The following is a 25,993-nucleotide window of genomic DNA, read 5'->3' as shown; positions in this document are numbered from 1 at the left end:
GACGACCTGGCCCAAGCCCTCGAAAGGCTCTGGGCCCACTGCAACATCAAGCGCGTCGGCGGATACGCCGCCTGACGTCAGAGCTCGCTGAGGGCGGCGGTCAGGAAAAGCCGTCGTCAGCTTGCGATTCGAGGCGTGCAGGCGCATACGGGGAGCGCACTCACCGCTTCGGAGAAGCCTCAACTTCTATAATCATCTGAACGATCAGGCGGCCAGGCCGCCCAACTCAGGTCCGCCGCCGCACGCCCTTGCCAAGGCCGATCTGCTTGGCGAAGTCCGAACGACGCGCCGCATAGGCCGGCGCCACCATCGGATAGTCGGGCGCCAGGCCCCAGCGACGCCGATAGTCATCGGGGCTCATGTCGAACCGAGAACGCAGGTAACGCTTCAACATCTTCAGCCGCTTGCCGTCTTCAAGACAGACGATGAAGTCGTGCTGGATCGACTTGTTGATCGGCACCGCCGGCTTGGGCCGTTCTTCGACGGCGATGGGCGCGGCCTGGCCAAGGCCCCGCAGAGCCTGGTGCACCGACCGGATCAATTCTGGCAGGTCGTTCTGAGACACAGAGTTACGGCTGACGAAGGCCGAGACGATGCCGGTGGCGAGGGACAAAACCTCTTCGACGTCCGTGCCGTCAGCTTCCCTATCGATACTCATCAAGCGCCCCCTGGGTACATGGCATTGCAAAAGCCCGAGCACCCCTTCGCCCAGGGTCATCAGACTTGGCGTCAACGCCTCCGACCCGACATGGTTCCCAACGTTTGGCCCCGGGCCCGCAAGGCGGTAAAGAGCCGCCCAGGCCCGTCCTCCCCAGATTCCCGAAAGGCCCTCTCATGACCGCCCAAGCCGCTAATTTCATCGACGCCTTCTTCACCGCGCCCGCTTCGGAGAGCGACCCGGCGGTTTCCAGCGTGCTCACGCGGGAGCTGAAGCGCCAGCAGGATCAGATCGAACTGATCGCTTCGGAGAATATCGTCAGCCGCGCCGTGCTGGAGGCCCAGGGCTCGGTCCTGACCAACAAGTACGCCGAGGGGTATCCGGGCAAACGCTACTATGGCGGCTGCGAGGTGGTGGACGAGGTCGAGGAGATCGCCATCGAGCGCGCCAGACAGCTGTTCGGCTGTGAGTACGTCAATGTGCAGCCCCACTCCGGCAGCCAGGCGAACCAGGCGGTCTTCATGGCCACCATGAGCCCGGGCGACACCTTCATGGGCATGGACCTGGCGGCCGGCGGCCACCTGACTCACGGCAAGAGCGTCAACCAGTCGGGCAAGTGGTTCCGGCCCGTGGCCTACGGCGTGCGCCAGCAGGACCACATGATCGACTACGATCAAGCCGCTGAAGTGGCCCTGGCCGAAAAGCCCAAGGTGATCATCGCCGGCGGCTCGGCCTATTCGCGGGCCATCGACTTCGCCAGGTTCCGCGAGATCGCCGACAGCGTCGAGGCCCTGCTGATGGTGGACATCGCCCACTATGCGGGCCTGGTGGCGGGCGGCGCCTACCCCAACCCGTTCCCGCACGCCCACATCGTGACTACGACGACGCACAAGACCCTGCGCGGTCCCCGCGGCGGCATGATCATGACCAACTCCAAAAAGTGGGCCAAGAAGATCGACAGCGCGGTCTTCCCCGGCCTGCAGGGCGGTCCGCTCATGCACGTGATCGCCGGCAAGGCCGTGGCTTTCGGCGAGGCCCTGCGTCCGGAGTTCAAGCAGTACGCCCGCCAGGTGATCGAAAACGCCCGCGCCCTCGCCGACAGCCTGCAATCGGCGGGCTTCAAGATCGTGTCGGGGGGCACCGATAGCCACCTGATGCTGGTGGACCTGACGCCCAAGAACGTCTCCGGCGCCGACGCCGAGATCGCCCTGGAGCGGGCCGGGATCACCACGAACAAGAACGGCATCCCCTTCGACCCGCTTCCTCCCATGCAGACCTCGGGCCTGCGCGTCGGCACGCCGGCAGGCACGACTCGCGGCTTCGGTCCGGCGGAATTCCGTCAGGTCGGGACCTGGATCGGTGAGGTTCTGGACGGCGTCGCGGCCGGCGGCGACAATTCCGCCGTGGAAGCCAAGGTGAAGGCCGAGGTCCTGACCTTGACGAAACGCTTCCCGATCTACAGCTAATCCCTCTAATAGGGGTTCGATTGGCCGGAAGGGCTAGATCATGCGCTGCCCGTTCTGCGGTCATCTTGAGAGCCAGGTGAAGGACAGCCGCCCGTCGGAAGACGGCGCGGCGATCCGCAGGCGGCGGCTGTGTCCCGAGTGCGGCGGCCGCTTCACCACCTTTGAGCGGGTGCAGCTGCGGGAACTGACCATCCTGAAGCGGTCGGGGCGGCGTACGCCATTTGAACGCGACAAACTTGCGCGCTCGATTGCGATCGCCACCCGCAAGCGGCCCATTGAACCAGACCGCATCGAAAAGATGATCTCCACCATCGTGCGCCAGCTTGAGAGCATGGGCGAGACCGAGCTGCCGTCGTCGGCCGTGGGCGAGATGGTGATGAAGCAGCTCAAGGTGCTCGATGACGTGGCCTATGTCCGCTACGCCTCGGTCTATCGCGACTTCCGTGAGGCCGGCGAGTTCGCCACCTTCCTCGGGGAAGAAGGCCTGAGCGAAGGTCCAGAGGATGAGCGTTAGCCTCAAGCTCGCCACCTCCCTCGACGGTCGCATCGCCACCGGAACCGGGGAGAGCCGCTGGATCACCGGGAATGAGGCGCGCCAACAGGTCCACCGCCTGCGCGCCGAGCATGACGCGGTCGTCGTCGGCGTCGAGACCGCCCGGGCCGATGACCCCGAGCTCACCGTGCGGCTGGCCGATTTCAACGGTCCGCAGCCGGCCCGGGTGGTGCTGGACAGCCGCCAACGCCTGGCGGACGGCTGCAAGCTGATCACCACGGCCCGCGATATCCCCACCTATCTGATTTCCACCACACCCCCGGAAGCTCGCCTGATCGACGCCGGCGTCCGGGTTCTGCAGGTCCATGCGGTTGGCGACGAGCGGCCCGAACTGCACGATGTGGTCCGGGCCCTGGCCGCCGAGGGTCTGGATCGTCTGTTCGTCGAAGGCGGTGGACAGGTGGCGGCCAGCTTCCTGCGCTGCGGCCTGGTGGACCGATTGGAGTGGTTCCGGGCGCCCATCATCATCGGCGGAGAGGGGCGGCCGGGAATCGGCGCCCTGGCCATCCAGGCGCTTTCCGATGCGCCCAGGCTTAAGCGGGTTGATCTTCAGCTGCTGGGTCCCGATGTGTGGGAACGCTACGAGAGGATCTGAATGTTCACCGGCATCGTCACCGATGTGGGCCGCGTCCGCGCCGTCCGCGACACCAACCGCGACCGCAGGTTCGAGATCGAGACGAAGTTTGATCTCTCGACCGTCGATATCGGCGCCTCGATCAGCCATGCCGGCTGCTGCCTGACCGTGGTGGAGAAGGCCGACGGCTGGTTCGCCGTGGAGGTTTCCGGCGAGACCCTGGCCCTCACCACTCTCTCGGACTGGGAGGAGGGCCGTCCGGTCAACCTGGAGCGCGCCGCCCGGGTGGGCGACGAACTGGGCGGCCACATCGTCTCGGGCCATGTCGACGGCGTCGGCGAGGTGATCTCCATCGAGAGCGAGGGCGGATCGCACCGGGTTCAGGTCCGGGTTCCCAGGCCCCTGCATCGCTTCATCGCCCCCAAGGGCTCCATCACCATCGAGGGTGTGTCGCTGACCGTGAACGAGGTCGAGGACGACGTGTTCGGGGTGAACCTGATCCCCCACACGTGGGACGTGACCACCCTGGGGACCCTGAACGTCGGCTCCCGCGTCAATCTCGAGATCGACATGCTGGCCCGGTATCTCGCCCGCTGGCGCGAAACAGCCTAAAGGGGGCGGCCAAGTAGGTGGCCGTCCGGAAAGAACCCATGCTCGAAGACAAAATCCGCATCCTCGTCGTCGAGGCGCGCTTCTATTCCGACCTGGCCGACGCCTTGCTGCAGGGGGCGGCGGACGCCATCACCTCGCAGGGCGCGGAGTATGACGTGGTGACGGTGCCCGGCGCCCTGGAGATCCCCGGCGCCATCGCGCTTGCCGAGGAAGGCGGCGCCACCGGCGTGCGCTATGACGGCTATGTGGCGCTGGGCACGGTGATCCGCGGCGAGACCTATCATTTCGAGATCGTCTCCAACGAGTCGGCCCGCGGCATCATGGACCTGACGGTCGGCAAGCGCCTGGCCATCGGCAACGGCATTCTGACGGTCGAGGACGAGGACCAGGCCTGGGCCCGCGCCAAGGCCAGCGAGGGCGACAAGGGCGGCGGCGCGGCCCGCGCGGCCCTGACCATGATCTCGCTGAAGAGCCAGCTCATGGGCGTCCGATGAGCAAGCCCAAGCAGGCCCGCTCGGTCGCGCGCCTCGCCGCCGTCCAGGCCCTGTACCAGATGGAAGTCTCCGGCGTCGGCGTCGAGGCGGTGATCCGGGAATTCACCGACCACCGCTTTGATCGCGGCATCGAGGGTGACGGGGAGGGTGACCCCCTGGCCGCCGCCGACGAGCTGTTCTTCGCCGAACTGGTGCGCGGCGTGGTGCAGAGCCAGCGTGAGATCGACGCCGCCGTGGTCAAGCGCCTGGCCACCGGCTGGAAGCTGGACCGGTTGGACGCCACCGTGCGCGCCATTCTACGCTCGGGCGCCTATGAGTTGTCCCACCGCGACGATGTGCCGGTCGAGGTGGTGATCGACGAGTATGTCGAGTTGGCCAAGTCGTTCTTCGAAGGACCGGAGCCCGGGTTCGTCAACGGCGCCCTGGACAAGGTGGCCCAGGATGTCCGCGCCGGATGAATTCGAACAGATCGCCCGGCTGTTCCGGCCGCTGACCCGCGGCGCGGCCGAGGCCCTCGATCTGCTGGACGACGCTGCGGCGATTCCCTCGCGGCCGGACTTCGACCTGGTGGTGACCAAGGACGCTCTGGTGGCCGGGGTGCATTTCCGGCCCGATGACCCGCCCGACATCGTGGCGCGCAAACTTCTCCGCTCTAATCTTTCCGACCTGGCGGCCAAGGGCGCCGAACCCTACGGCTATTTCCTGATGACCGCCTGGCCGCCCGGTTTTGGCTGGGACCAGCGCCAGGCGTTCGCCCGGGGGCTGGATGAGGACGGCCTGGCCTATGACGTCATCCTGCTGGGAGGCGACACGGTCTCCACACCTGGACCCCTGGTGGTCTCCATGACTCTGCTGGGCTGGGTTCCGAGCGGGACCATGATCCGTCGGGGCGGCGCCAAGGCCGGCGACCTGCTGATGGTGAGCGGACCGATCGGCGACGGCTGGCTGGACTGGGGCCCAGGATGGGGTGAACTGGATCGCCGCTGGCTGGCGGAGGCGCACCGCCTGCCCAATCCGCGCCTGGACCTGCGAGGACCACTCCGCGCGCACGCCAGCGCCGCCGCCGATGTCTCCGACGGGCTGGTGGCCGACGCCGGCCACATCGCCCAGGCCAGCGGCCTGGGTCTGAGGCTCGACCTGGAGCGAATGCCCCTCTCCAAGCCCGCCCGCGCCTGGCTTTCCACGCAGGACGATCAGGCCGCCGCCCTGCTGCGGCTGGCCACGGGGGGCGATGACTATGAGATCGTCTGCGCCGCGCCAGCCGACCATCCGGACCTGAGCGGCCTGACCGTCATCGGAGAGATGGTGGAGGGCGAGGGGATAGAGGTCCGGGTGGGCGATGAGGTCATCGCCCCCGGCGTGGGCGGCTGGACCCACGCCTGACCTGGCGCATATCGGCCGCCAGACCATGTCTTCACGTCAGCTGTCACGCCCCGCAAGCTTCCGGAAACCATATCCTGTCAGGGTGACGGGATGGACCGTCGCGCCCTCATCGCCCTTGCGCCTCTCGCGCTCATCGCCGCACCGGCGCGAGCTTCGGCGCCGAAGAAGCCCGCGGCGGCGGCGACGGACGGCCAGTACGTGGACCTGGCGCCCGTGGCGCTGCCCATCATCGTGCGCGGCCTGCTGGTCAACTACGTCTTCGCTTCCGTGCGCATCCAGCTCTCCGCCATGGCCAATACCAGCAAGCTGCGAACCAAGGAGCCATATTTCCGCGACGCGCTGGTGCGGGCCGCGCACCGCTCGCCGTTCTTCACCCTGGCCACCGACTACACCAAGATCGACGAGGCCAAGGTGAAGGCCGTCCTGCTGCGCGAAGCCATCGCCATCGGCGGGGCCAAGGAGGTCAAGGGCGTCGCCGTCCTCTCCCAATCGCCCAAGAAGCGCACCGGCCTGCCCACTCTGAGGTGACTTCGGCGCGGCGAATGCGGCCCTAGGGACCGAATAGCCAACAGGCGTTGCTTACGGGCGCCAGTTTTGGCACCTTCACGCTCTCAAATAAAAGGGGCGTCGCCAAAGGCGCTCCACTGGGGAAACACCATGGGGCCGGGAACATACCGACGCGCGCGCCTAAGGCTGGCGTCGTCCCCCCTCCGCACAATTGCAAAAGGGGCTTTCAGATAATGAGTTTTACGCTTGAGCTGGTGATCGCCGCCGGCGTCCTGGCGGTGCTTTACGGCATCGTCCAGACGGCCGCGCTGCTCCGGGAATCGCCCGGGAACGCGAAGATGCAGGAGATCGCCGCCGCCATTCAGGAGGGCGCGCAGGCCTATCTGAAGCGCCAGTACACCGCCATCGCGATCGTGGGCGTCGTCGTCCTGATCGCCCTGTACTTCCTGATCGGCGGCTATTCGGCGGCCGGGTTCCTGATCGGCGCGGTGCTTTCGGGCGCCGCCGGCTTCGCCGGCATGCTGATCTCGGTTCGCGCCAACGTCCGCACGGCCCAGGCCGCTTCCGAGAGCCTGGCCAAGGGCCTGAAGCTCGCCTTCACCTCAGGCGCCATCACCGGCCTGCTGGTCGCGGGCTTCGCCCTGATCGGCGTCGCCGGATACTATGGCTACCTGACCCAGGTCCAGGGCCTGGCCCCGGCCGATCGGCACGTGATCGACGGCCTGGTGTCGCTGGGCTTCGGCGCCTCGCTGATCTCCATCTTCGCCCGCCTGGGCGGCGGGATCTTCACCAAGGGCGCCGACGTCGGCGGCGACATGGTGGGCAAGGTTGAAGCCGGCATTCCGGAAGATGACCCCCGCAACGCCGCCACCATCGCTGACAACGTGGGCGACAATGTCGGCGACTGCGCCGGTATGGCCGCCGACCTGTTCGAGACCTATGCGGTGACCACGGTCGCCACCATGGTCCTGGCCGCCATCTTCTTCGGCGGCTCGGCCCTGCTGCCCAGCATCATGCTGTTGCCGCTGGCCATCTGCGGCGTTTGCATCATCACCTCGATCATCGGCACCTTCGCCGTCCGTCTGGGCAAGTCCGGCTCGATCATGGGCGCCCTCTACCAGGGCCTCATCGTCACCGGCGTGCTCTCGGCCATCGCGCTCTGGTTCCTAATCCCCGCCCTGGTCACCGAACCCCTGACCGTCAACGCCGGCACCCCGCTGGAGAAGACCTTCGACTCGATGTCGCTGTTCTACTGCTCCATGGCGGGCCTGGTGATCACCGCGCTCATCGTGATGATCACCGAGTACTACACTGGCACCAACTTCCGCCCCGTGAAGTCGGTGGCTCAGGCTTCGGTCTCCGGCCACGGGACCAACGTCATCCAGGGTCTGGCCATGAGCCTGGAGGCCACCGCGGCCCCCGCCCTGGTGATCATCGTGGGCATCATCGTCACCTATAACCTGGCGGGCCTGTTCGGCATCGCCATCGCCACGACCGCCATGCTGTCCCTGGCGGGCTTCGTTGTCGCCCTGGACGCCTTTGGTCCGGTCACCGACAACGCCGGCGGCATCGCCGAAATGGCCGGTCTTCCTCCGGAAGTGCGCGTCACCACCGACGCCCTCGACGCCGTCGGCAACACCACCAAGGCGGTCACCAAGGGCTATGCGATCGGCTCGGCCGGTCTCGGCGCCCTGGTGCTGTTCGCGGCCTATACGGAAGACCTGAAGTACTTCGCGGCCAATGCGACGCCGGGCTCGTTCTTCGACGGCCTGGGGGCGGTGGCCTTCGATCTGTCCAACCCCTACGTCGTGGTCGGCCTGCTGTTCGGGGGCCTGTTGCCCTTCCTGTTCGGCGGCATGTCGATGACCGCCGTGGGCCGCGCCGCCCAGTCGGTCGTGGTCGAGGTCCGTCGTCAGTTCCGCGAGAACCCGGGGATCATGACCGGTGAGGTGAAGCCGGAATACGGCCGCGCCGTCGACATCCTCACCAAGGCGGCGATTCGCGAGATGATCGTGCCGTCGCTGCTGCCGGTGGCCTCGCCGATCGTGCTGTTCTTCGTGATCAATGCGATCGCCGGAAAGGTCGACGCCTTCGCCTGCGTCGGCGCGATGCTGATGGGCGTGATCGTCACCGGCCTGTTCGTCGCCATCTCGATGACCTCGGGCGGCGGCGCGTGGGACAACGCCAAGAAGGTGATCGAGGAAGGCTTCACCGACTCTGACGGCGTCCTGCACGGCAAGGGTTCGGAGGCTCACAAGGCCGCCGTGACCGGCGACACCGTCGGCGACCCCTACAAGGACACCTCAGGTCCCGCGGTGAACCCGATGATCAAGATCACCAACATCGTGGCCTTGCTGCTGCTGGCGGTCCTCGCGCAGCAATAATCGACTGACACGCATATGAAGACGCCCCGGAGAGCGATCTCCGGGGCGTTTTTCATTTGGTGAAGGGGGTAGGTTTAGCGGCGGTCGCCAGGGCGGCTGCCGGGGACGCCCTCGTCGTCGTTGGGCAGCATGGTGCCGCGTCCGACGGTGCCGATCAGCTGCTCCAAGATGGTCAGCTCGCGGCCCCGCGTGGGGGTTTCGCGGTCGTTGAAGGCGATGACCTTGCCGTCCTTCAGGCTGTACTGGCTGACGCTCTCCACCACTTCGCTATCCTTGTTGAAGGCGATGGCGGTCACGTCCCGCCGCGTGGTCTTGGGCATGCGGAACGCCACGGTCTCCTTGACCTGGTCGATATAGAACCAGACGTTCGGGTCGAAGGTGGAGGTCGCCGAGGGGGAGCCCAGCCGGCCGCGGACGACGGACTTGGTGTCGGTCCCCACCTTCACGTCCTTGGGATTGGCGTCGATGGCCTGGAACCCCGAATAGGTGGTGATCGGCGCACAGGCGGCCGTGGCCATGAGACCGGCGGCGATTGCGGCGAAGGCGACACTGCGAAACATGTGCGGATCAGACCCGTTCAATTTTCCTGGGCTTTGACCTATCGCTCGCGGCCCCTTACTGCAATGCCGCCCTTAAAGGCCCCTTCGGGCGAAATCGAGGCCAAGATGCTTCTGGACCGTCTGTTCCGCCCCAAGCCCGCCCGAACCGCCGGGCGCGCGCTGTACGCCTGCGTGGTCGATCAGTCGCGGACGCCGGCGCTTTACGAGGTCTATGCCGCCCCCGACACCGTCGAGGGACGCTTCGAGATCTACAGCCTGCATGTCTTCCTGGTGCTGGACCGCCTGAAGCGGCAGGGCGCGCAGGCCAGCGACACGGCCCAGGCCCTGTTCGACACCTATGTTTCCTCGCTCGACGACGCCTTGCGCGAGATGGGGGTGGGCGACCTCTCGGTAGGCAAGAAGATGCGCAAGCTGGGCGAAGCCTTCTACGGGCGGGTGAAGTCGTATGAGGCCGCCTTCGAATCGCTGCCCGACACGGCGGCCCTGGAGGCACTGCTGGTCCGCACCGTCTATGCCGAGGCCGAATCTCCCGCCGCTCCGAAGCTGGCCGCCTATGTGCTGGCCCAGCGCGCGCGCCTCGCCGATCAGCCCCTGGACGCGATGTTGGCCGGGAACGTCGACTGGAACCCCGCATGAAACGCGCCTGGAGCCAGACGATTCGCCTTCAGGAACTATCCAAGGGCCCGGTGAAGGTCCGCCTGGAGCCCGACGCCGAGACCCGCGCCCTGATCGCCAAGGAGATCGGCCTGGAGAGCCTGTCGGCCCTCACCGCCGACATCACCGTCCATGCCTGGCTGGATGGCGCCGAGATTCTGGGCCAGCTTGACGCCGTGGTGGAGCAGATCTGCGGTGTCAGCCTGGACGCCTTCGAACAGCCGCTCACCGCCGACATCGAGTTCCGGGTGGTCCCGGCCGGCAGCCCGCATGCCCCCCCTGAGTCGGAAGCCGCCACGGTTGAACTGGAATTCGACCCCGACGAACCCGATCCGCCGGATGTGCTGGCCGATGAGGAGATCGACCTCTCAGCCTATCTGATCGAACAGCTGGCGCTGGAGATCGATCCCTTTCCCCGTAAGCCCGGGGCGGTGTTTGAATACGCCCCGGACACCACCGACCTGTCGCCCTTCGCCGCCCTGAAGAAGCTCAAGGGGGAGGGCGAATGATCGCGCGGTCCTCGCGCAGTTTGCATCGCCATGCCTGGGCTGTATCGTCCGGGCGCGGTCGCAATAGGGGGCTGAACGCAATCTCTTGACCCGATCCCTGGTCATTTCAATCGATGCGATGGGCGGCGACCACGGACCTTCCGTGACCGTCCCCGCTCTCGCGCTCGCCGCCAAGGCCATGCCGGCCGGCACGAGGTTCCTGGCGCACGGCGACGAGACGGCGCTGGCGTCAGAGCTCGCCCGTCACCCAGCGCTGAAGGCCCTGGTCGAGGTCCGCCATACCGACAAGGTCATCGCCTCTGACGAGAAGCCCGCCACCGCCCTGCGGCGAGGCAAGGGCAGTTCGATGTGGAACGCCGTCGAGGCGGTGAAGACGGGTGAGGCGGTCGCCGCTGTCTCTTCCGGCAACACCGGCGGCCTGATGGCCATCTCCAAGCTGATCCTGCGGATGAGCGTGGATGTCGACCGGCCCTGCCTGGTGGCCAGCTGGCCCGGCGGCAAGGGCCTGACCACGGTGCTCGACGTGGGCGCCAATATTGACTGCGACGCCGAACGCCTGGTGGAGTTCGCCATCATGGGCGAGGCCTTCCATCGCGCCTTCCACGGCGTCGCCAAGCCGACGGTCGGGCTGATCAACGTCGGATCCGAGGACGTGAAGGGCCACGAGGAGGTTCGCCAGGCGCATGCCATCCTGCGTTCCGGCAAGTTCGACCTGGACTATCGCGGGTTCATCGAGGGCGACGATCTGTCGAAGAACACGGTCGACGTCGCAGTCACCGACGGCTTCACCGGCAACATCATGCTGAAGGCCGCTGAGGGCACCGGGCGCTATGTGGAAGCCGAGCTCCGCGCCGCCCTCACCAGTTCGCTGATCACCACCGCGGGGGCCTTGCTGGCCCGGTCCGGCCTGCGCAGGTTCGGCCAGAAATTGAACCCGCCCCGCGCGGCGCCACTTCTTGGCCTCAACGGTGTGGTGGTGAAGTCGCACGGGGGCGCCAAGGCCCAGGACTTCGCCGACGCCATCCGCATGGCTGCCAGCCTTTCGCAAAGCGACTTCGCCAGCGAGGTCGAAAAGAATATGACGCGGCTCACCGCCGCTGTGGCCGAGTCGAGCGCTCCGGCCGCCGATGGAGCTGCAACCGTTGACTAAAGTCCTGCGTAGCGTCGTGACCGGGGTCGGGGGTTATCTGCCCGACGAGATCGTCACCAATGCCGACCTCTCCAAGACGGTCGACACCAGTGATGAGTGGATCATCGAACGCACGGGCATCCGCCAGCGCCATCGCGCCGCGCCGGACCAACCCGTGTCCGATCTGGCGGTGGAAGCCGCGAAGAAGGCCCTGGCCGCGGCGGGCAAGACCCCCGCCGACGTCGACCTGATCATCGTCGGCACCACCACGCCGGACCTGACCTTCCCCGCCGTGGCGACGATCGTGCAGCGCAAGCTGGGCTGCCCCATCGGCATCGCCTTCGATGTCCAGGCGGTCTGCTCGGGCTTCGTCTACGCCCTGTCCACCGCCGACGGGTTCGTGGCCCGCAACCGGTCCAAGTGCGCCCTGGTGATCGGGGCCGAGACCATGACCCGGCTGATGGACTGGACCGACCGTGGCACCTGCGTGCTGTTCGGCGACGGGGCCGGCGCCGTGGTGCTGGAGCCGGGCGAGGGCGACGGGACCACCGCCGACCGCGGCCTGCTGGGCTTTGCGCTCCGCGCCGATGGGACGAAACAGGACCTGCTCTACGTGGACGGCGGGGTTTCCACCAACGGCCAGATCGGCCACCTGCGCATGCAGGGCAACCAGGTGTTCCGCCACGCCGTGGTGAACATCTCCGAGGCTGTGGTGGCCGCCGCCGCGGACGCCGGCGTCAATGTGGCCGATGTCGACTGGTTCATTCCCCACCAGGCCAACCAACGCATCCTGGAAGGTGTCGCCAAGCGGCTGGGGATCGACGAGAAAAAGGTCATCTCCACGGTGGCCAAGCATGCCAACACCTCGGCGGCCTCGATCCCGCTGGCGCTTTATGAAGGCATTTGCGACGGACGCATCAAGCCCGGCCAGTTGCTGCTGATGGAGGCCATGGGCGGCGGCCTGACCTGGGGCGCCTGCGTCGTACGTCTCTAGGCGAAAGCTTCGGGTCCGTGCCCGGTTACGCCTTGAAGTCTTTGACCTGATGCGACAATCAGGCCATGACGGTTATCCGACGTTCCCGCGATTGCGGCCCGTCGCAGTGGTTCAGTAGGGGCAGGGGCGAGGATGAAGGGCGCGACAGTAACGCGGGCCGACCTGTGCGAGGCGGTTCACGAGGAGGTGGGCCTGACCCGCCAGGATTGTTCCGAACTTGTCGAGCGTACGCTCGAACTGGCCGCCCAGGCTCTGGAGCGCGGCGAACAGGTCAAGCTTTCCGGCTTTGGCGTATTTCAGGTGCGCGCCAAGCGGGCCCGCATGGGCCGCAACCCCAAGACCGGCGAACCCGCCGCGATCGAACCTCGGCGCGTGATTGGTTTCCGTGCTTCGCAGGTCATGAAGGCGCGAGTAGACCGCGCCCTCGGAAAGTAGCGAGAGGCCCCCCGTGGCCAAGGGCCCGGACGCCTTTCGCACCATTTCGGAAGCGGCCGACGAGCTGGGCGTGCCCCAGCACGTGCTCAGGTTCTGGGAGACAAAGTTCTCCTTCATCCGCCCCATGAAGCGGGCGGGCGGGCGCAGGTTCTACCGCCCGCAGGACATCTCGATGCTGCGGGGGGTCAAGACCCTGCTGCACGAGGATGGCTACACCATCAAGGGTGTCCAGCGCCTGCACAAGGAACAGGGCCTCAAGCGCCTGCTGTCGGCCGCCAACGGGGAGGGCGCGCCGCCGCCAGCGCCCGCCGCGCCTGCGCGAGACGACGGGCCCGTCCTGGGCCTCTCCAGCGCCCGCCTGGGCGCCGAAGACCGCGAACGCCTGGTCTTTGCGCTCGACGACCTCCAGGCGGCCAAGCGGCGTCTCGACGCACTGCTGAAGCGCTAGGGATTGGCCGCGACGAACGCGCGATACCGCTCCAGCAGCAGCGGCCAGCCGTACTCGCTCACCATCTCTGCCCGATAGTCCTCCGCACCCTCGCCATGCCGTTCGAATGCGCGGTGCGTGAGGGTGACGGCTGTGGCGGCGCCCGCCGGTGCGAACCGCACCTCAACGATGCTGGCGAGGTCCGGATTGGGCTGGGGGGTGGAGTCAGGCGCGATCTGCCAGAGAAAGACCAGATGCGCGCCCGCATGGAAGGTGAGGGTGCGGCCCCAGTCGACGCGAAACCCATGAGGGCCGAGCTCGGTGCAAAGTTCACCCTCGGCCCCGCCGATCCCAATGAAGGCCGGCGCCCCGCCGTCCGCGCCATTGAAGGTGTAGTCGCTCGGCCACCAGTCTCCGAAGCGCGCTTGGAACAGGTCGAAGGCCCGGTCGGGAAGGGCCGCGACGGTGACCGTCAGTTCTACGGGTTCGACATGCTGCGCCACGGCCGGCTCCTATGTTCGCCCGCTCCCGAAATTCAGCTTGCCCAGAGGCCGCAAGAGGTTAGAAGGGCCGCCTTGCCGATGTCGGAGCGTGGCGCAGCCTGGTAGCGCACTTGACTGGGGGTCAAGGGGTCGCAGGTTCGAATCCTGTCGCTCCGACCATCGGAAGGCCGAAGGGGCGCTCTCGCAAGAGGGCGCCCTTTTCGTTTGGGGCTACTTCCCCCGGTTCATCCAGGACAGCAGCGGCAGGATGGGCACGCCCCAGCCGATGCCGGCCACGGCGTAAAACAGCGTCTGGATGAAGACCTGATCGGGGAGGTGTTCGGCGATGGCCGTCACCGCCCAGATATAGGCGGCGAGGAAAATCAGGATGCCGATACCGCCAACAAACTTCCGGACGCGTGCGCTCATGGCGCCGGTATAGGGCCGAGCTGGAGCGCGTTCCACTCCGATCCAACTTCGCCCGGATTGCGCTTAGCGCCGGCGGAAGATGGCGAAGGGCGCCAGGAACAGGATCGAGCCGACGGTGGCGGCGATCAGGCTGCCCCAGACCCCCACGAGATGGATGTCCAGCCCCCCGGCGATGGCGTGCCCCAGGACGGCCCCGACCAGGCCCACGGCCATGTAGGTGAACAGGCTGTGGCGGCGGCCCAGCGCCAGGGCGGCGAACCACCCGGCCAGCATCCCGATCAGGATCTCAGCATAGAGGCCGACGCCGTCCATAAATCCGCCTCAACGCCCCTGTCTGGCTGTGCCGGACCATCCCCGGTTCACAAGGTGCGTGCAAGTCGCGTGCAAGCGTGGACGCCAGAGAGCTTCTCAGGTAGCGGGTCGCCCAGGAACGCCCCGAAAGGTTCTCAGTCACCCTCATGACGTCTTTCCTTCGCTCGGACCGGTCGCGGCCGGTCGCCCTCTGGCTCTTCGCCGTCGCCCTGCTGGTCCTGGTCATGGTGGTGGTGGGGGGCGCCACGCGGCTCACTGACTCCGGCCTTTCCATCACCGAATGGAAACCGGTCACGGGCGCCCTGCCGCCGATGTCGGCCGGCGACTGGAACGAAGAGTTCGCCCGCTACCGCGAAATCCCGCAGTACCAGCAGCTGAACAAGGGCATGAGCCTGGAGGCCTTCAAAGCCATCTATTGGTGGGAGTGGGGCCACCGGCTCCTGGGCCGACTGGTGGGCGCGGCCTTCGCCATCCCCTTCGCCTATTTCCTGATCCGTCGCCAGCTTCCCAAGCGGCTCATCTGGCGCTGCCTGGTCCTGTTCGCCCTTGGAGGCCTGCAGGGCGCCATCGGGTGGTGGATGGTCTCAAGCGGCCTTTCGCAGTCTCAACTGGTGTCGGTCGCGCCCGAGCGGCTGACGGTTCATCTGGGCCTGGCCTTCGCGCTGTTGGCGGGCCTGATCTGGACGGCGCTCGACGCCTGGACAGGCGCCCCCCGGCAGACCGTCCCCAGCGCCTGGAACCGGCACGCCTTGGGGCTGGCCGGGCTCATCTTCGTGCAGATCCTGCTGGGCGCCCTGGTGGCCGGCACCGATGCGGGCTTCGTCTACAATGACTGGCCGCTGATGAACGGCGCCCTGTTCCCGACGGACTACGCGGGCGCCACCCTATGGGCGACCGTGGCCCACAGTCAGGCGGCGGTGCAGCTGCATCACCGGTTGCTGGCCTACCTGCTGGTGATCCTGGCCCTGGTGGCGGCGGTCGCTGCGCAGCGCTCGAACTTCCTGCCGGCGGGCGCCAAGGTCCTGGCCCTGGCGCTGGGTGGCGCGGTCCTGGTCCAGGCCGCGTTGGGGATCGCCACCCTGATGGCCGGCACGCCGCTCTGGCTGGCCCTGCTGCACCAGGTCACCGCGGCCCTGCTGCTGGCCATCGCCACCGCCTTCGCCTGGCGGGTCCGCAGGCCCTAGCTTCGGAAGCTGGACCAGGGGCCGGTGATGGCGAGGGTCAGGCCCGGCCAGTAGATGTTTACGAACATCGTGGTGCCGTCCGGAGAGAAGCAGACCCCGGCCAGCTCGGCGTTGGTTGCGGCGCCCTCGCCAATGGCCGCGGCGTTGCGGCCCAGGGTGTAGATCTTGCCCTGAGGCGTGACGGCGCGCAGGAAGTTGACGCCTTTGATCCTGTCTTCGCAGACGAACAGATGGCCCCAGGGCGAGACGGCGATGTTGTCAGCCATCTGCATCACGCTTGTGTCGGTGGGTTCGATGAAGAGCTGCAACTGGCCGGGCTGGGCGGCTTCGCCGGCCTGGCCCTCCAGGGGGCTGGGGACGTAGCGCATGATCTGGCCGCCCCGCGCCGGCCCGCCGCTCGTGCAGGTGAAGTAGATCTCTCCCTGGCCGTAATAGATGCCCTCGCCCCGGGCGAACCAGGCCGCGCCCTTGGTGTGGCCGCGGTAACGCAGGTCCTCGTGGGGATTGTCGACCCCGTCCAGGTCGACCCAGCGCACAGGGCGGGAGTCGCCCTGCTTCCAGTAGGCGGCCTCCCAGTTACGGGGGTCGGCGTCGACGCCCTCGGGCAGGCAAAGGGCCTGGAGTTTGCCGCCGGCCAGCAGCTTGGTCCGGTCGTTGGGCAGGTAGCGGTAGAAGAGGCCAAAGCCGTCCCCCATGTCCTCGGTCAGGTAGACCACGCCGGTGCGCGGATCGATGGCCGTCGCCTCGTGGCGGAAGCGGCCCATGGCCTTGATCGGGGCGGGTTCGACCAGGCCCCTGCTGCGCGACGGCACCTCGAAGACCCAGCCATGGTCCTTGCCCGCGTTCTGGGTCGTCTCCTCGCAGGACAGCCAGGAGCCCCAGGGCGTGATTCCGCCGGCGCAGTTGGTGGAGGTCCCGGCCAGGCTGAGGTGCGACCGCTCCAGGGCGCGCTTGCGCAGGTCGTAGACCAGGGTGGTCGCGCCGCCGCCCATGGGCAGGCCATCGTCGGTCCGGTCATAGACCCGGTCGGGCTTTACCTTGGAGGCCAGGGCGCGGCCCGGGCCGAAGGCGGTGATCTCCAGGTCGCTGGGCTTGATCTCATGGTTGCGCACCAGAGCCACCCGGTCGTTGTCGAGGGCGAAGCAGCCCATGCCGTCCATCTTGGACGGCGTGACCAGTCCGTCGCTCATCGGGTCCCCGGCCCTGGACACCACGGTGTAGGAAAAGCCTTCGGGCAGATCGAAGACGCCGGCTGGATCACGCTTCAGCGGCCCATAGCCGGCGACCTCACTTCTATAGGTCGCGGTGTCCGCCGCGCCGTCCTGGGCCGAGGCGAATCGCGAGAAGCCTGAGAAGGCGAGGGTGGCCGCGGTGGCGCGGATAAGCTGGCGTCGGGAGGTGAACATGGGGCATCCGGGGCTTGGCGCCGTCACGGCGCCGTCGAGCGTGCTTCGAGCATAGTCCCGTGACGGCCGTTTGAAGCGGTATTCAGGTACCCATCTCTCCAAACCCTTATGGCATAAGGATTTCCGCCGCGCGCGTTCGCGAAGTTGTTGACAGGCCGGTCCAGCCGACGTATCAGCGCGCCTCTTTCGTCGGGATCTTCCGGTCCCACGCCAATTACGGACCCGTTCCCATGATGAAGACGACGGCTTCTTTGAAGCCCGCCGACGTCACGAAGAAGTGGATCGTGATCGATGCCGAGAACGCCGTCGTCGGCCGTCTCGCCTCGTTCATCGCCATGCGTCTTCGCGGCAAGCACCGCCCCGACTACACCCCGCACGTCGATTGCGGCGACTACGTCGTCGTGATCAACGCCCACAAGGTGAAGTTCACCGGCAAGAAGCTGACCGACAAGATCTACTACCGCCACACCGGTCACCCCGGCGGCATCAAGCAGCGCAGCGCCGGCCAGGTGCTTGACGGCAAGTTCCCGGAACGCGTCCTGGAAAAGGCCGTGGAGCGCATGCTGCCCAAGGAAAGCCCCCTGGCGCGCGCCCAACTGACCCATCTGCGGCTCTACAATTCGCCTGAGCACCCGCACGAAGCGCAGACCCCCGAGACCATCGCGTTCAAAGAGATGAACGCCAAGAACGTGCGGAGCGCCTAAGCATGTCCGAGTCCCAAGGCTTCGAGGCCCTGCAAAGCCTCTCCTCGCAACCGGCCGCCGAGCCGGCCGTGCAGAAGATCGACAAGTTCGGCCGCGCCTATGCCACCGGCAAGCGCAAGAACGCGATCGCCAAGGTCTGGATCAAGCCGGGCAAGGGCAAGATCACCATCAACGGCCGCGACCAGGAAATCTATTTCGCCCGTCCGGTGCTGCGCATGATGCTCGCCCAGCCCTTCCAGGTCACCGACCGTGAAGGCCAGTTCGACGTCGTCGTCTCGGTCGTGGGCTCGGGCCTCTCGGGCCAGGCCGGCGCGATCCGTCACGGCCTGTCCAAGGCCCTGACCTATTATGAGCCGGGCCTGCGCCCGGTGCTGAAGCCGCACGGCTTCCTCACCCGCGACAGCCGCGTGGTCGAGCGGAAGAAGTACGGCAAGGCGAAGGCGCGACGCAGCTTCCAGTTCTCGAAGCGCTAAACCCGCGCGCGTTCACTCGCGTTTTGCAAAGGGGCGCTTCGGGAAACCGGGGCGCCCCTTCTGCTATCTGGAATTGGTTTTTGCTTGGATCAGCGACATGACCCACACGGTATTCATCGACGGCGAGGCGGGCACCACGGGCCTGCAGATCCGCGAGCGGCTTGAGGGCCGCAGCGATCTGCAGCTGATCTCCATCGATCCTGCCAAGCGCAAGGACCCGGCCGCCCGCGCCGAGCTGTTGAACGGCGCCGACGTGGTGATTCTGTGCCTGCCCGACGACGCGGCCAAGGAAGCGGTCGGGTTGATCCACAATCCCGCGGTCAAGATTGTCGACCCTTCGACGGCCCATCGGGTCGCGCCGGGCTGGGCCTATGGCTTCCCGGAGGCCATTATCGGCCAGCGGGAGGCCATCGCGGCCTCCAAGCGCGTGTCGAATCCCGGCTGCTACTCGACCGGCTCCATCGCCCTGATCCGGCCCCTCGTGGACGCCGGCCTGCTGCCGGCCGAGCAGCCGGTGACCATCAATGCGGTGTCCGGCTATTCCGGCGGCGGACGGCAGATGATCGCCGAGTTCGAGGACAAGAGCGCTGCCGACTACACCACGGTCGCCTATCGGATCTACGCGACGGGGCTTTCCCACAAGCACGTCCCCGAGATCGCTGAACGTGGCGGACTGACCCACAAGCCGATCTTCACCCCGGCGGTGGGCCGCTACCATCAGGGCATGATCGTGGAGATTCCGCTGCACCTCTGGTCCTTGCCGAAGAAGCCGACCCTGGCGGCGATCCAGGCGGTGCTGGCCGAACGCTACCAGGGCCAGCAGTTCGTCGAGGTCGCCAGCCTTGAGGAGGCCCAGGGAATAAAGACCCTGGATCCCGAGGGCCTGAACGGCGGCAACCGCATGAAGCTGTTCGTGTTCGGCAACGAGGCCGAGGGCCACGCGCGGCTGGTGGCCCTGCTGGACAACCTGGGCAAGGGCGCCTCGGGCGCCTGCGTGCAGAACATGAACCTGATGCTGGGCCTCGACGAGGCGGCGGGGCTCTAGGTCGGCAGGGTGAAACCTTCGCACGCGCCGCCACGTATGACCTGACATGACCCAGACCCTGGACCGCCGCCGCTTCCTCACCACCTCCGCCGTCGCCCTGGCGCTCGCGCCCGCCGGCTCCGCTTTGGCGGCGCCCGCGCCCGATCCCAAGTGGAAGAAGCTCACCGACGCCCAGTGGAAGGCCCGTCTGCCGGCCGACAGCTACCGGGTGCTGCGTCACGAGGGCACCGAGCGGCCGGGGACCAGCCCCTTGCTCAAGGAACACCGCAAGGGGACGTTCGTCTGCGCGGGGTGCAACTGGCCGCTGTTCAAGAGCACGGCGAAGTTCGAGAGCGGCACCGGATGGCCCTCATTCTTCACTTCCATCGGCGGCGCTCTGATCAAGAGGCCGGACTATTCCCTCGGCATGCTGCGCACCGAGTACAACTGCGCCCAATGCCTGGGCCACCAGGGCCACGTCTTCAACGACGGCCCACGCCCCACGGGCCTGCGCTATTGCAACAACGGCGTCGCGCTGAAGTTTGTGCCGGGCTGACGGCGGGCTAGGCTGGCGGCCCGTTCCGACGAGTCGCCATGCCGCGCATATATTACCTGACCCACCCGCAGGTGGTCATCGACCCTGCCGTCCCCGTGCCCCACTGGCCGTTGACGGAGGTGGGCCGCCGCCGCGCGGGCCTGTTCGCCGACACCCTGGCCGGCGGCAGCGTCACGGCGGTCTGGTCCAGCGACGAGCAGAAGGCCCTGGATGGCGGCGCCATCATCGCCGGTCGCCTCGGCGTTCCACACCGGATCGACCCGGACCTTGGCGAGAACGACCGCTCAGCCACCGGCTACATCGCCCCGCCCGAGTTCTGGGAGGTCGTCGCCGAGTTCTTCGGCAAGCCCGATGAGAGCGTGCGCGGTTGGGAAACCGCCCGCCATGCCCAGGACCGCATCGTCAACGCCATGCAGCGCCTGGCCCGCGACGAGCCGACCCGGGGCGATATCGTGGTGGTGGCCCACGGCGGAGTGGGCGAACTGCTGATGGCCCACCTGCAGGATGTCGCCATTGGCGCCGCCGAAAAACCCCAGCATGCCGGCGGGGGCTGCTGGATCGAGATCGACAAGGATGGGTTCAGCCTGCTCGCTGGCTGGCGAAACGTTCCTGACTGACCGGCTACTTCCGCCCGCCTCGGGGCTTGGTGTTCCGGGTCATCAGGTCGGGCTTGGGAGGCGGTTTCCAGCCTTCGGGCGGCCGCACGGCCTGGGTGTCGGCGCCGAGGCCCATCTGGCCCGGCTGTTGGACCCTGATCGCCGAGCCGGGGGTCAGGGCCGCGATCTGGTCGCGCAGCTTCGCGGCCAGTTCGTACTCCTCGTGGTCCATCGCCTGGGCCATCTCACGCTGCAGCTCGGCGATGGTCTTGGCCACCTAGGACTTCACCTTCACATAGGAGCCGGGCGCGTCTTCCAGCGGCTTGAAGGGGCCCTTGGCGGGGTCGCGGGCCGGGACCTGCCCGCCTGACTTCGCCTTCAGCCACTCCGCCCAGTGCGGCCACCAGGAGCCAGGGGTTTCCTTGGCGGCCTCCATCCATTGCTCGACGGAAGCCGGCAGGTCGCTGTTAGTCCAATGCTGGTACTTGTTGGCGACGGGTGCGTTGATCACGCCGGCGATGTGGCCCGAGCCCGCCAGGGTGAATGTCACCGGTCCGCCGAACAGCTTGGCGCCGCGATAGACCGAGCGCGCCGGGGCGATATGGTCTTCCTTGGACGACTGCACGTAGACCGGGGTCTTCACCTTCGACAGGTCGAGCTTGATGTTGTCCATTACCAGCTCGCCCTTGGCCAAGGCGTTCTCACCGTAGAACTTGCGCAGGTAGAACAGGTGAAGGGCCTTGGGCATGCGGGTCTGGTCGGAGTTCCAGAACAGCAGGTCGAAGGGCTTGGGCTCCTTGCCCATCAGGTAGTTGTTCACGAAGAACGACCAGATCAGGTCGTTGGCCCGCAGGGAGTTGAAGGTCTCGGCCATGGCCTGGCCCGACAGCACGCCGCCAGCGGCGTCCATCTGCTTCTCCAGATCCCCCAGCCAGTCCTCGTTGGTGAACAGCAGCAGGTCGCCGGCCTCGGCGAAGTCCTGTTGGGCGGCGAAGAAGGTGGCCGAGGCGATCCGCTTGTCCCCCTTGGCGGCCATATGGGCCAGGGTGGAGGAGAGCAGGGTGCCGCCGATGCAGTAGCCGACCGTGTTCACCTGATCGACGCCGGCCTGTTTCATGGCCGCCGCGGTGCCCTCATAGATGCCCTGCTGCATGTAGTCTTCGAAGGTCTTGGCGGCCAACTCCACGTCGGGATTGACCCAGGAGGCCACGAAGACGGTGATCCCCTGGTCGGTGAGCCAGCGGATCATCGAGTTTTCGGGGCGCAGGTCCAGGATGTAGAACTTGTTGATCCAGGGCGGGAAGATCACCAGCGGGATGTCGAACACGGTCTCCGTGGTGGGGGTGAACTGCAGCAGCTGCAGCACCTCGTTCTGGAAGACCACCTTGCCCGGGGCGGTGGCGACGTTCTCGCCGATCTTGAACATGTCGTAGTCGGTCTGGCTGATGGCCAGGGTCCCGCCGCCGCGGGTGAGGTCGGCGGCGAAGTTCTCCATGCCCTGCAGCAGGCTCTGGCCTTGCGTCGACATGGCCTCGCGCAGGGCCGCCGGGTTGGAGACCAGGAAGTTGGAGGGGGAGAAGGCGTCGGTGAGCATCTTCATGAAGAACTCGACCCGCCGCTTGGCCATGGGATCAACGCCGTCGACCTCGGACACCAGGGCGTTGAGCCAGTTGGATGTGACCAGATAGGACTGCTTGATCACGTCGAAGACCGGGTTGTCGCTCCATTCCGGGTCCATGAACCGCTTGTCGCCCTTGGCCGGCGCGACGGTAGGTTCGACGGTCTCGCCCGAAGCCCGGCGCGCCGCCGATTGCCAGAGCTCCAGATAGCGTTGGAACAGGTCGGCCTGAGCCCGGACCAGGCGGTCAGGCTGTGACGCCAGCCGGCCCATGACGTCGGTGAGGGCAGGCGCCACGTGGAATGGGTCGGGCTGCAGGGCGGCGGGGCGCTCGGCCTGACGCAGGGCGGCTTCGGCGATGGCGCCCTGGGCGGTGAGAGCCGCGCGGGCCAGGTTCGCCGACAGCTTCTCCATCATGTCGCGCTGCTCGGGGCTGAGCTGGGCCTGCGGGAAGTCGATGGTGGCGCCGAAGGCCGCGGCGGCCGCAGGGCTAGGCTGGGCGCGGGGGGATTCGGGCCTGGGGGGCTCGACGCGCGGCGCTTCGGGGGCAGGCTTGGACGGCTTGGCCTTGGGTTCGGCGGCCTTGACGGCCTTGGTCTTGGCCTTGCCGGAGCCGGTCTTGGCCTTGTCCGACGCCTTGGCCTTCACGGCCTTGGTCTTGGTCGGCTGTTTGCTCATGACCGTCTTCTCCCAGGTTTGTCTTGCAGGCTTGGCGCTCGCGCTCTTTCGCCCGAAGCAATCATGGCATAAGACCAGCGCCAAGATGAACGCGTCGCCTAGACTTTTCGTGATGAGTCGCTTGGAACCTTTGCGGACGAGCCTGCTTGTCTGCGCCTGCGCCGCCGCGATGCTCGGCGGATGCGCGATCTCCAACCCCTTCGTGACCGCGTCTGTGGACCCTGCCTCGCCGATCGCCGCCGAGGTGGCCGCCAAGGCGCGGGCGAGCCGCGACTATCCGATCTTCGCCGACATTCCTTCGGTTCCCAGCGACGTGCGCCCCCTGCCGGCCTTTGGCCGCGCGGCGGCCGAGCTCGAGATGGCGGGCGTCGACCTGGCCCGCGAGACCGCGCCCGGCACCTGGACCCTGACCGGCACCGAGGCCTTCGCCGGCCGTGCGCGCGATATGGCAGGCCCCGAAACGACCGGCCCCGAATCCACCACCGCGGCCACCGAAGCCTTCGCCAAGGCCCAGCGGGCGCGAGCTACACCGCCTCCGCCGCCCAGATAGGCCCGCGGAGGCTGACGACCTTGAACCTGCCTGGCGAAGCCCCGCAACGGGACCCGCCTCGCGCGACCTCAGCTCCCTACCGCCGCGAGGCCCGCGGCCCGAGCTCAAAATGACCCCTGAATTCCACCGTATCCGACGCCTTCCGCCCTACGTCTTCGAGGAAGTGAACCGCATCAAGGCCCGCCTGCGCGGCCAGGGCGTGGACATCATCGACTTCGGCATGGGCAATCCCGACATGCCGACGCCCAAGCACATCGTCGACAAGCTGATCGAGACCGCTCGAGACCCCAAGGCGGGGCGCTATTCCGCTTCAAAGGGCATTGTCGGCCTGCGCCGCGCCATGGCCGGCTACTACAAGAAGCGCTTCGGCGTGACCCTGAACCCCGACACCGAGGTGATCGCCACCCTGGGGTCGAAGGAAGGCTTCGCCAACCTGGCCCAGGCGCTCACCGCCCCGGGCGATGTGATTCTCTGCCCCAACCCGGCCTACCCGATCCACGCCTACGGCTTCATCATGGCCGGTGGCGTGATCCGCCACGTGCCGGCCCCGTCGCCGGAGGAGTACCTGTCGGGCGTCAGCGCCGCCATGCGCCACTCCAGCCCGGCCCCCAGCGTGCTCATCCTGTCCTATCCGTCCAATCCGACGGCCCAGTGGGTGGACCTGGACTTCTACAAGGAGGCCGTGGCGCTGGCGAAGAAGCACGACCTGCTGGTGCTATCCGACATCGCCTATTCCGAGATCTACTTCGACGACAACCCGCCGCCCTCCATCCTGCAGGTGGACGGGGCCAAGGACATCGCCGTCGAGGTCAACTCGCTGTCCAAGACCTACGCCATGGCCGGCTGGCGCGTGGGCATGGTGGTGGGCAATGAGCGGATGTGCGCGGCTCTGGCCCGCGTGAAATCCTATCTGGACTACGGGGCCTATACCCCGATCCAGGTGGCGGCGGCCGCGGCGCTGAACGGGCCGCAGGACTGCGTCGACGAGATCCGGGCCATATACAAGAGCCGTCGTGATACGCTGGTAACCTCCATGAAGCGCGCCGGCTGGGACATCCCCGCGCCGCCCGCCTCGATGTTCGCCTGGGCGCCGCTGCCCGAGCAGTACAAGGACGCCGGCTCCATGCTGTTCGCCAAGCTGCTGATCGAGGAGGCCGGCATCGCCGTCGCTCCCGGCGTGGCCTTCGGCGAGTACGGGGAGGGTTATGTCCGCATCGGCCTGGTGGAGAACGAACACCGCATCCGGCAGGCCGCGCGCAACGTGAAGAAGTTCCTGGCCAATTCCGAAGAGATCCTCGGCCGGGCCCACAACACCCTGGCGGCCCAATGACCAAAGACGTCTGGCGCATCGGCGTCGCTGGCCTGGGCACCGTCGGGGCCGGCCTGCTGAACTTCCTCTCCGACCGGCCGGGGTTCGCCCCGGCCGGCGGGCAAGCGGTGATCACCGGAGTCTCGGCGCGCTCGCGCTCGCGGCCCCGGCCTTTCGACATCTCGAACCTGCCGTGGTTCGATGACCCGGTGGCCCTGGCCGCCTCGCCGGACAATGACCTGTTCGTGGAACTGATCGGCGGCTCGGACGGTCCGGCGAAGGCCGCGGTGGAAGCCGCGCTCAACGCCGGCAAGCCGGTGGTCACCGCCAACAAGGCCCTGATCGCCGAGCACGGCGCGGAACTGGCCCTGCTGGCCGAGTCCAAGGGCGTGCCGCTGCTGTTCGAGGCCGCCGTCATGGGCGGCACGCCGGCGGTGAAGATGCTGCGCGAGGCCATGGTCGGCGACGACATCAAGTCGGTGGCCGGCATCCTCAACGGCACCTGCAACTACATCCTGACCGAGATGGACTCCGGCGGCCGCGCCTTCGCCGATGTCCTGGCCGAGGCCCAGCGTCTGGGCTACGCCGAGTCCGATCCCACCATGGATGTCGGCGGCTTCGACGCGGCCCACAAGATCTCCATCCTCGCGGCCCTGGCCTTCGGCTGTGCGCCGACCTATGCGGCGGCCGAGATCGAGGGCATCGACGGCATCGAGCTGCTGGACATCAAGCTGGCCCGCGACCTGGGCTACCGGGTCAAGCTGGTGGCCTCGGCTGACCGATCGTCGGACGGCGTCCTGGTCCGCGTGCATCCATCCCTGGCGCCGATCAATCACCCCCTGGCCCAGGCCGGCGGGGCGCTGAACGCGCTCTTCATCGAGGGGACTCGGATCGGCACCATCTATATCCAGGGCCCTGGCGCGGGCGCAGGTCCCACCGCCGCCGCCGTGGCCGCCGACATCGCCGACGTCATGACCGGCGCTGTGCGTCCGGTTTTCCAGCGGCCGGCCGGGGAGTTGAAGCCCTTCACTCCCGTGGACCCCTCCAAGAGCATGGGGCGGGCCTATCTGCGCTTCCTGGTGAAGGATGAGCCTGGGGTCATCGCCGCGGTGTCCGAGACCCTGGCCGAGGCCGGCGTCTCCATCGAGAGCTTCCTGCAAAAGCCGGTGGAGAACGCCGACGGTGTTCCCATCGTGCTGACCACCCACGCGGTGGCGGAGTCGGTGCTCACGGCGGCCATCGACCGCATCGCCAATCTGCCTTCAGTGCTGGAGAGACCGCGCCTCTTGCGCATCGCGCGCATCTGAGAATCTCAAGATAGTCGCCGGCTATG

At 67.3% G+C, this 25,993-nt stretch carries 32 protein-coding genes and 1 tRNA gene; 25 read left to right on the top strand and 8 right to left on the bottom strand.

Features of this window, described 5'->3' with window-relative positions; all coding sequences use genetic code 11:
* Window positions 1-226: 226 nt before the first annotated feature.
* Window positions 227-658: a MucR family transcriptional regulator gene (locus OCL97_RS01410; protein WP_377366922.1), complete on the bottom strand. Its 432-nt coding sequence runs from the start codon at window positions 656-658 to the stop codon at window positions 227-229.
* 176 nt (window positions 659-834) lie between these two features.
* Here OCL97_RS01410 and glyA point away from each other — a divergent pair, with 176 nt between their 5' ends.
* From glyA to OCL97_RS01365, 9 genes are all read left to right on the top strand, one after another.
* On the top strand, window positions 835-2,124 hold the full coding sequence (glyA, locus tag OCL97_RS01405) for a serine hydroxymethyltransferase (protein WP_377366920.1): 1,290 nt from the start codon (window positions 835-837) through the stop codon (window positions 2,122-2,124).
* Window positions 2,125-2,164: 40 nt separating this feature from the next.
* Entirely contained in the window at window positions 2,165-2,638 is a 474-nt protein-coding gene (gene nrdR, locus OCL97_RS01400; protein ID WP_304778195.1) for a transcriptional regulator NrdR, read from the top strand.
* On the top strand, window positions 2,628-3,272 hold the full coding sequence (locus tag OCL97_RS01395) for a RibD family protein (RefSeq protein WP_377366918.1): 645 nt from the start codon (window positions 2,628-2,630) through the stop codon (window positions 3,270-3,272). Before nrdR ends, OCL97_RS01395 begins: the two co-directional genes overlap by 11 nt.
* Window positions 3,273-3,863, top strand: coding sequence for a riboflavin synthase (locus tag OCL97_RS01390; protein WP_377366916.1), 591 nt, complete (start codon window positions 3,273-3,275; stop codon window positions 3,861-3,863).
* Between the two features lie 38 nt (window positions 3,864-3,901).
* Window positions 3,902-4,357, top strand: a complete 456-nt coding sequence (ribH, locus tag OCL97_RS01385) for a 6,7-dimethyl-8-ribityllumazine synthase (protein WP_304778189.1) — start codon at window positions 3,902-3,904, stop codon at window positions 4,355-4,357.
* A complete protein-coding gene (nusB, locus tag OCL97_RS01380) occupies window positions 4,354-4,815 on the top strand; it encodes a transcription antitermination factor NusB (RefSeq protein WP_304778186.1) in 462 nt (153 codons plus the stop codon). The genes ribH and nusB overlap by 4 nt, the downstream gene beginning before the upstream one ends.
* Window positions 4,799-5,740 carry a thiamine-phosphate kinase gene (gene thiL, locus OCL97_RS01375; protein WP_377366913.1) on the top strand — a complete coding sequence of 314 codons (942 nt, stop codon included), beginning with the start codon at window positions 4,799-4,801 and terminating at the stop codon, window positions 5,738-5,740. The genes nusB and thiL overlap by 17 nt, the downstream gene beginning before the upstream one ends.
* Before the next feature lie 90 nt (window positions 5,741-5,830).
* Window positions 5,831-6,268, top strand: a complete 438-nt coding sequence (locus tag OCL97_RS01370) for a hypothetical protein (RefSeq protein ID WP_377366911.1) — start codon at window positions 5,831-5,833, stop codon at window positions 6,266-6,268.
* A gap of 212 nt (window positions 6,269-6,480) precedes the next feature.
* Window positions 6,481-8,631, top strand: coding sequence for a sodium-translocating pyrophosphatase (locus OCL97_RS01365; protein WP_304778177.1), 2,151 nt, complete (start codon window positions 6,481-6,483; stop codon window positions 8,629-8,631).
* A 74-nt stretch (window positions 8,632-8,705) separates the two neighbouring features.
* Here OCL97_RS01365 and OCL97_RS01360 read toward each other — a convergent pair whose 3' ends face one another.
* Window positions 8,706-9,191: an outer membrane protein assembly factor BamE gene (locus tag OCL97_RS01360; protein ID WP_377366909.1), complete on the bottom strand. Its 486-nt coding sequence runs from the start codon at window positions 9,189-9,191 to the stop codon at window positions 8,706-8,708.
* A 105-nt stretch (window positions 9,192-9,296) separates the two neighbouring features.
* Here OCL97_RS01360 and OCL97_RS01355 point away from each other — a divergent pair, with 105 nt between their 5' ends.
* The 6 genes from OCL97_RS01355 to OCL97_RS01330 all read left to right on the top strand — a co-directional run bounded on the left by OCL97_RS01355 (window position 9,297) and on the right by OCL97_RS01330 (window position 13,360).
* Window positions 9,297-9,827, top strand: a complete 531-nt coding sequence (locus OCL97_RS01355) for a ubiquinol-cytochrome C chaperone family protein (RefSeq protein WP_377366907.1) — start codon at window positions 9,297-9,299, stop codon at window positions 9,825-9,827.
* Window positions 9,824-10,354 (top strand): YceD family protein, encoded by a 531-nt coding sequence (locus tag OCL97_RS01350; protein WP_377366905.1) that lies wholly within the window; start codon window positions 9,824-9,826, stop codon window positions 10,352-10,354. The genes OCL97_RS01355 and OCL97_RS01350 overlap by 4 nt, the downstream gene beginning before the upstream one ends.
* Window positions 10,355-10,439: 85 nt before the next feature.
* Window positions 10,440-11,504: a phosphate acyltransferase PlsX gene (gene plsX / locus OCL97_RS01345; RefSeq protein WP_377366903.1), complete on the top strand. Its 1,065-nt coding sequence runs from the start codon at window positions 10,440-10,442 to the stop codon at window positions 11,502-11,504.
* Entirely contained in the window at window positions 11,497-12,477 is a 981-nt protein-coding gene (locus tag OCL97_RS01340) for a beta-ketoacyl-ACP synthase III (RefSeq protein ID WP_377366901.1), read from the top strand. The genes plsX and OCL97_RS01340 overlap by 8 nt, the downstream gene beginning before the upstream one ends.
* Window positions 12,478-12,609: 132 nt before the next feature.
* Window positions 12,610-12,912 (top strand): integration host factor subunit alpha, encoded by a 303-nt coding sequence (locus OCL97_RS01335; RefSeq protein ID WP_293497622.1) that lies wholly within the window; start codon window positions 12,610-12,612, stop codon window positions 12,910-12,912.
* Window positions 12,913-12,925: 13 nt separating this feature from the next.
* Window positions 12,926-13,360 carry a MerR family transcriptional regulator gene (locus tag OCL97_RS01330; RefSeq protein ID WP_377366898.1) on the top strand — a complete coding sequence of 145 codons (435 nt, stop codon included), beginning with the start codon at window positions 12,926-12,928 and terminating at the stop codon, window positions 13,358-13,360.
* Here OCL97_RS01330 and OCL97_RS01325 read toward each other — a convergent pair.
* The gene (locus tag OCL97_RS01325) at window positions 13,357-13,842 is read right to left on the bottom strand and encodes an SRPBCC family protein (protein ID WP_377366896.1); all 486 of its coding nucleotides are present in this window, start codon (window positions 13,840-13,842) and stop codon (window positions 13,357-13,359) included. The genes OCL97_RS01330 and OCL97_RS01325 overlap by 4 nt on opposite strands.
* A gap of 82 nt (window positions 13,843-13,924) precedes the next feature.
* On the opposite strand from OCL97_RS01325, the gene OCL97_RS01320 reads away from it, so the two are divergent.
* A tRNA-Pro gene (locus OCL97_RS01320) sits at window positions 13,925-14,001 on the top strand.
* 51 nt (window positions 14,002-14,052) lie between these two features.
* Here OCL97_RS01320 and OCL97_RS01315 read toward each other — a convergent pair.
* Both OCL97_RS01315 and OCL97_RS01310 read right to left on the bottom strand, forming a co-directional pair.
* Window positions 14,053-14,250 (bottom strand): DUF2842 domain-containing protein, encoded by a 198-nt coding sequence (locus tag OCL97_RS01315; RefSeq protein WP_304778149.1) that lies wholly within the window; start codon window positions 14,248-14,250, stop codon window positions 14,053-14,055.
* 63 nt (window positions 14,251-14,313) lie between these two features.
* Window positions 14,314-14,562, bottom strand: a complete 249-nt coding sequence (locus tag OCL97_RS01310) for a GlsB/YeaQ/YmgE family stress response membrane protein (RefSeq protein ID WP_377366894.1) — start codon at window positions 14,560-14,562, stop codon at window positions 14,314-14,316.
* Window positions 14,563-14,708: 146 nt separating this feature from the next.
* On the opposite strand from OCL97_RS01310, the gene OCL97_RS01305 reads away from it, so the two are divergent.
* Window positions 14,709-15,746, top strand: coding sequence for a COX15/CtaA family protein (locus OCL97_RS01305; RefSeq protein WP_377366892.1), 1,038 nt, complete (start codon window positions 14,709-14,711; stop codon window positions 15,744-15,746).
* Here OCL97_RS01305 and OCL97_RS01300 read toward each other — a convergent pair.
* On the bottom strand, window positions 15,743-17,152 hold the full coding sequence (locus OCL97_RS01300) for an alkaline phosphatase PhoX (protein WP_377366890.1): 1,410 nt from the start codon (window positions 17,150-17,152) through the stop codon (window positions 15,743-15,745). The genes OCL97_RS01305 and OCL97_RS01300 overlap by 4 nt on opposite strands.
* A 230-nt stretch (window positions 17,153-17,382) precedes the next feature.
* On the opposite strand from OCL97_RS01300, the gene rplM reads away from it, so the two are divergent.
* The 5 genes from rplM (at window position 17,383) to OCL97_RS01275 (ending at window position 20,526) form a co-directional block, all read left to right on the top strand.
* A complete protein-coding gene (gene rplM / locus OCL97_RS01295; RefSeq protein ID WP_304778140.1) occupies window positions 17,383-17,856 on the top strand; it encodes a 50S ribosomal protein L13 in 474 nt (157 codons plus the stop codon).
* 2 nt (window positions 17,857-17,858) lie between these two features.
* Entirely contained in the window at window positions 17,859-18,329 is a 471-nt protein-coding gene (rpsI, locus tag OCL97_RS01290; RefSeq protein WP_304778137.1) for a 30S ribosomal protein S9, read from the top strand.
* Window positions 18,330-18,426: 97 nt separating this feature from the next.
* Window positions 18,427-19,374, top strand: coding sequence for an N-acetyl-gamma-glutamyl-phosphate reductase (gene argC, locus OCL97_RS01285; RefSeq protein WP_377366887.1), 948 nt, complete (start codon window positions 18,427-18,429; stop codon window positions 19,372-19,374).
* Between the two features lie 46 nt (window positions 19,375-19,420).
* A complete protein-coding gene (gene msrB / locus OCL97_RS01280; protein WP_377366885.1) occupies window positions 19,421-19,909 on the top strand; it encodes a peptide-methionine (R)-S-oxide reductase MsrB in 489 nt (162 codons plus the stop codon).
* A gap of 38 nt (window positions 19,910-19,947) precedes the next feature.
* Window positions 19,948-20,526 (top strand): histidine phosphatase family protein, encoded by a 579-nt coding sequence (locus tag OCL97_RS01275; RefSeq protein ID WP_377366883.1) that lies wholly within the window; start codon window positions 19,948-19,950, stop codon window positions 20,524-20,526.
* A gap of 4 nt (window positions 20,527-20,530) precedes the next feature.
* Here OCL97_RS01275 and OCL97_RS01270 read toward each other — a convergent pair whose 3' ends face one another.
* Complete coding sequence (locus tag OCL97_RS01270) at window positions 20,531-20,782, bottom strand: UvrB/UvrC motif-containing protein (protein ID WP_377366881.1); 252 nt, start codon at window positions 20,780-20,782, stop codon at window positions 20,531-20,533.
* Complete coding sequence (gene phaC / locus OCL97_RS01265; RefSeq protein ID WP_377366879.1) at window positions 20,783-22,801, bottom strand: class I poly(R)-hydroxyalkanoic acid synthase; 2,019 nt, start codon at window positions 22,799-22,801, stop codon at window positions 20,783-20,785.
* A 112-nt stretch (window positions 22,802-22,913) separates the two neighbouring features.
* On the opposite strand from phaC, the gene OCL97_RS01260 reads away from it, so the two are divergent.
* The 3 genes from OCL97_RS01260 to OCL97_RS01250 all read left to right on the top strand — a co-directional run bounded on the left by OCL97_RS01260 (window position 22,914) and on the right by OCL97_RS01250 (window position 25,967).
* Entirely contained in the window at window positions 22,914-23,351 is a 438-nt protein-coding gene (locus tag OCL97_RS01260) for a hypothetical protein (RefSeq protein WP_377366877.1), read from the top strand.
* A 109-nt stretch (window positions 23,352-23,460) separates the two neighbouring features.
* Window positions 23,461-24,681 (top strand): LL-diaminopimelate aminotransferase, encoded by a 1,221-nt coding sequence (locus OCL97_RS01255; protein ID WP_304778112.1) that lies wholly within the window; start codon window positions 23,461-23,463, stop codon window positions 24,679-24,681.
* Entirely contained in the window at window positions 24,678-25,967 is a 1,290-nt protein-coding gene (locus tag OCL97_RS01250) for a homoserine dehydrogenase (protein WP_377366875.1), read from the top strand. Before OCL97_RS01255 ends, OCL97_RS01250 begins: the two co-directional genes overlap by 4 nt.
* Window positions 25,968-25,993 lie beyond the last annotated feature (26 nt).

The sequence above is a fragment of the Phenylobacterium ferrooxidans genome (assembly GCF_042714595.1).
GTDB classification, from domain to species: domain Bacteria; phylum Pseudomonadota; class Alphaproteobacteria; order Caulobacterales; family Caulobacteraceae; genus Phenylobacterium; species Phenylobacterium ferrooxidans.
The sequence above is the reverse complement of the archived record's forward strand: the minus strand, read 5'-3'. Positions and strand labels throughout refer to the sequence as shown.

Coding starts and splice junctions, on each gene's coding strand:
- OCL97_RS01315 (WP_304778149.1), bottom strand. CDS start 14,250: ATGAGCGCACGCGTCCGGAAGTTTGTTGGCGGTATCGGCATCCTGATT.
- OCL97_RS01360 (WP_377366909.1), bottom strand. CDS start 9,191: ATGTTTCGCAGTGTCGCCTTCGCCGCAATCGCCGCCGGTCTCATGGCC.
- OCL97_RS01365 (WP_304778177.1), top strand. CDS start 6,481: ATGAGTTTTACGCTTGAGCTGGTGATCGCCGCCGGCGTCCTGGCGGTG.
- OCL97_RS01350 (WP_377366905.1), top strand. CDS start 9,824: ATGAAACGCGCCTGGAGCCAGACGATTCGCCTTCAGGAACTATCCAAG.
- msrB (WP_377366885.1), top strand. CDS start 19,421: ATGACCCAGACCCTGGACCGCCGCCGCTTCCTCACCACCTCCGCCGTC.
- OCL97_RS01255 (WP_304778112.1), top strand. CDS start 23,461: ATGACCCCTGAATTCCACCGTATCCGACGCCTTCCGCCCTACGTCTTC.
- ribH (WP_304778189.1), top strand. CDS start 3,902: ATGCTCGAAGACAAAATCCGCATCCTCGTCGTCGAGGCGCGCTTCTAT.
- OCL97_RS01395 (WP_377366918.1), top strand. CDS start 2,628: ATGAGCGTTAGCCTCAAGCTCGCCACCTCCCTCGACGGTCGCATCGCC.
- OCL97_RS01305 (WP_377366892.1), top strand. CDS start 14,709: ATGACGTCTTTCCTTCGCTCGGACCGGTCGCGGCCGGTCGCCCTCTGG.
- OCL97_RS01300 (WP_377366890.1), bottom strand. CDS start 17,152: ATGTTCACCTCCCGACGCCAGCTTATCCGCGCCACCGCGGCCACCCTC.
- nrdR (WP_304778195.1), top strand. CDS start 2,165: ATGCGCTGCCCGTTCTGCGGTCATCTTGAGAGCCAGGTGAAGGACAGC.
- OCL97_RS01410 (WP_377366922.1), bottom strand. CDS start 658: ATGAGTATCGATAGGGAAGCTGACGGCACGGACGTCGAAGAGGTTTTG.
- OCL97_RS01310 (WP_377366894.1), bottom strand. CDS start 14,562: ATGGACGGCGTCGGCCTCTATGCTGAGATCCTGATCGGGATGCTGGCC.
- thiL (WP_377366913.1), top strand. CDS start 4,799: ATGTCCGCGCCGGATGAATTCGAACAGATCGCCCGGCTGTTCCGGCCG.
- phaC (WP_377366879.1), bottom strand. CDS start 22,801: ATGAGCAAACAGCCGACCAAGACCAAGGCCGTGAAGGCCAAGGCGTCG.
- glyA (WP_377366920.1), top strand. CDS start 835: ATGACCGCCCAAGCCGCTAATTTCATCGACGCCTTCTTCACCGCGCCC.
- rplM (WP_304778140.1), top strand. CDS start 17,383: ATGATGAAGACGACGGCTTCTTTGAAGCCCGCCGACGTCACGAAGAAG.
- OCL97_RS01355 (WP_377366907.1), top strand. CDS start 9,297: ATGCTTCTGGACCGTCTGTTCCGCCCCAAGCCCGCCCGAACCGCCGGG.
- OCL97_RS01250 (WP_377366875.1), top strand. CDS start 24,678: ATGACCAAAGACGTCTGGCGCATCGGCGTCGCTGGCCTGGGCACCGTC.
- OCL97_RS01335 (WP_293497622.1), top strand. CDS start 12,610: ATGAAGGGCGCGACAGTAACGCGGGCCGACCTGTGCGAGGCGGTTCAC.
- OCL97_RS01260 (WP_377366877.1), top strand. CDS start 22,914: ATGAGTCGCTTGGAACCTTTGCGGACGAGCCTGCTTGTCTGCGCCTGC.
- OCL97_RS01370 (WP_377366911.1), top strand. CDS start 5,831: ATGGACCGTCGCGCCCTCATCGCCCTTGCGCCTCTCGCGCTCATCGCC.
- rpsI (WP_304778137.1), top strand. CDS start 17,859: ATGTCCGAGTCCCAAGGCTTCGAGGCCCTGCAAAGCCTCTCCTCGCAA.
- argC (WP_377366887.1), top strand. CDS start 18,427: ATGACCCACACGGTATTCATCGACGGCGAGGCGGGCACCACGGGCCTG.
- OCL97_RS01275 (WP_377366883.1), top strand. CDS start 19,948: ATGCCGCGCATATATTACCTGACCCACCCGCAGGTGGTCATCGACCCT.
- nusB (WP_304778186.1), top strand. CDS start 4,354: ATGAGCAAGCCCAAGCAGGCCCGCTCGGTCGCGCGCCTCGCCGCCGTC.
- OCL97_RS01390 (WP_377366916.1), top strand. CDS start 3,273: ATGTTCACCGGCATCGTCACCGATGTGGGCCGCGTCCGCGCCGTCCGC.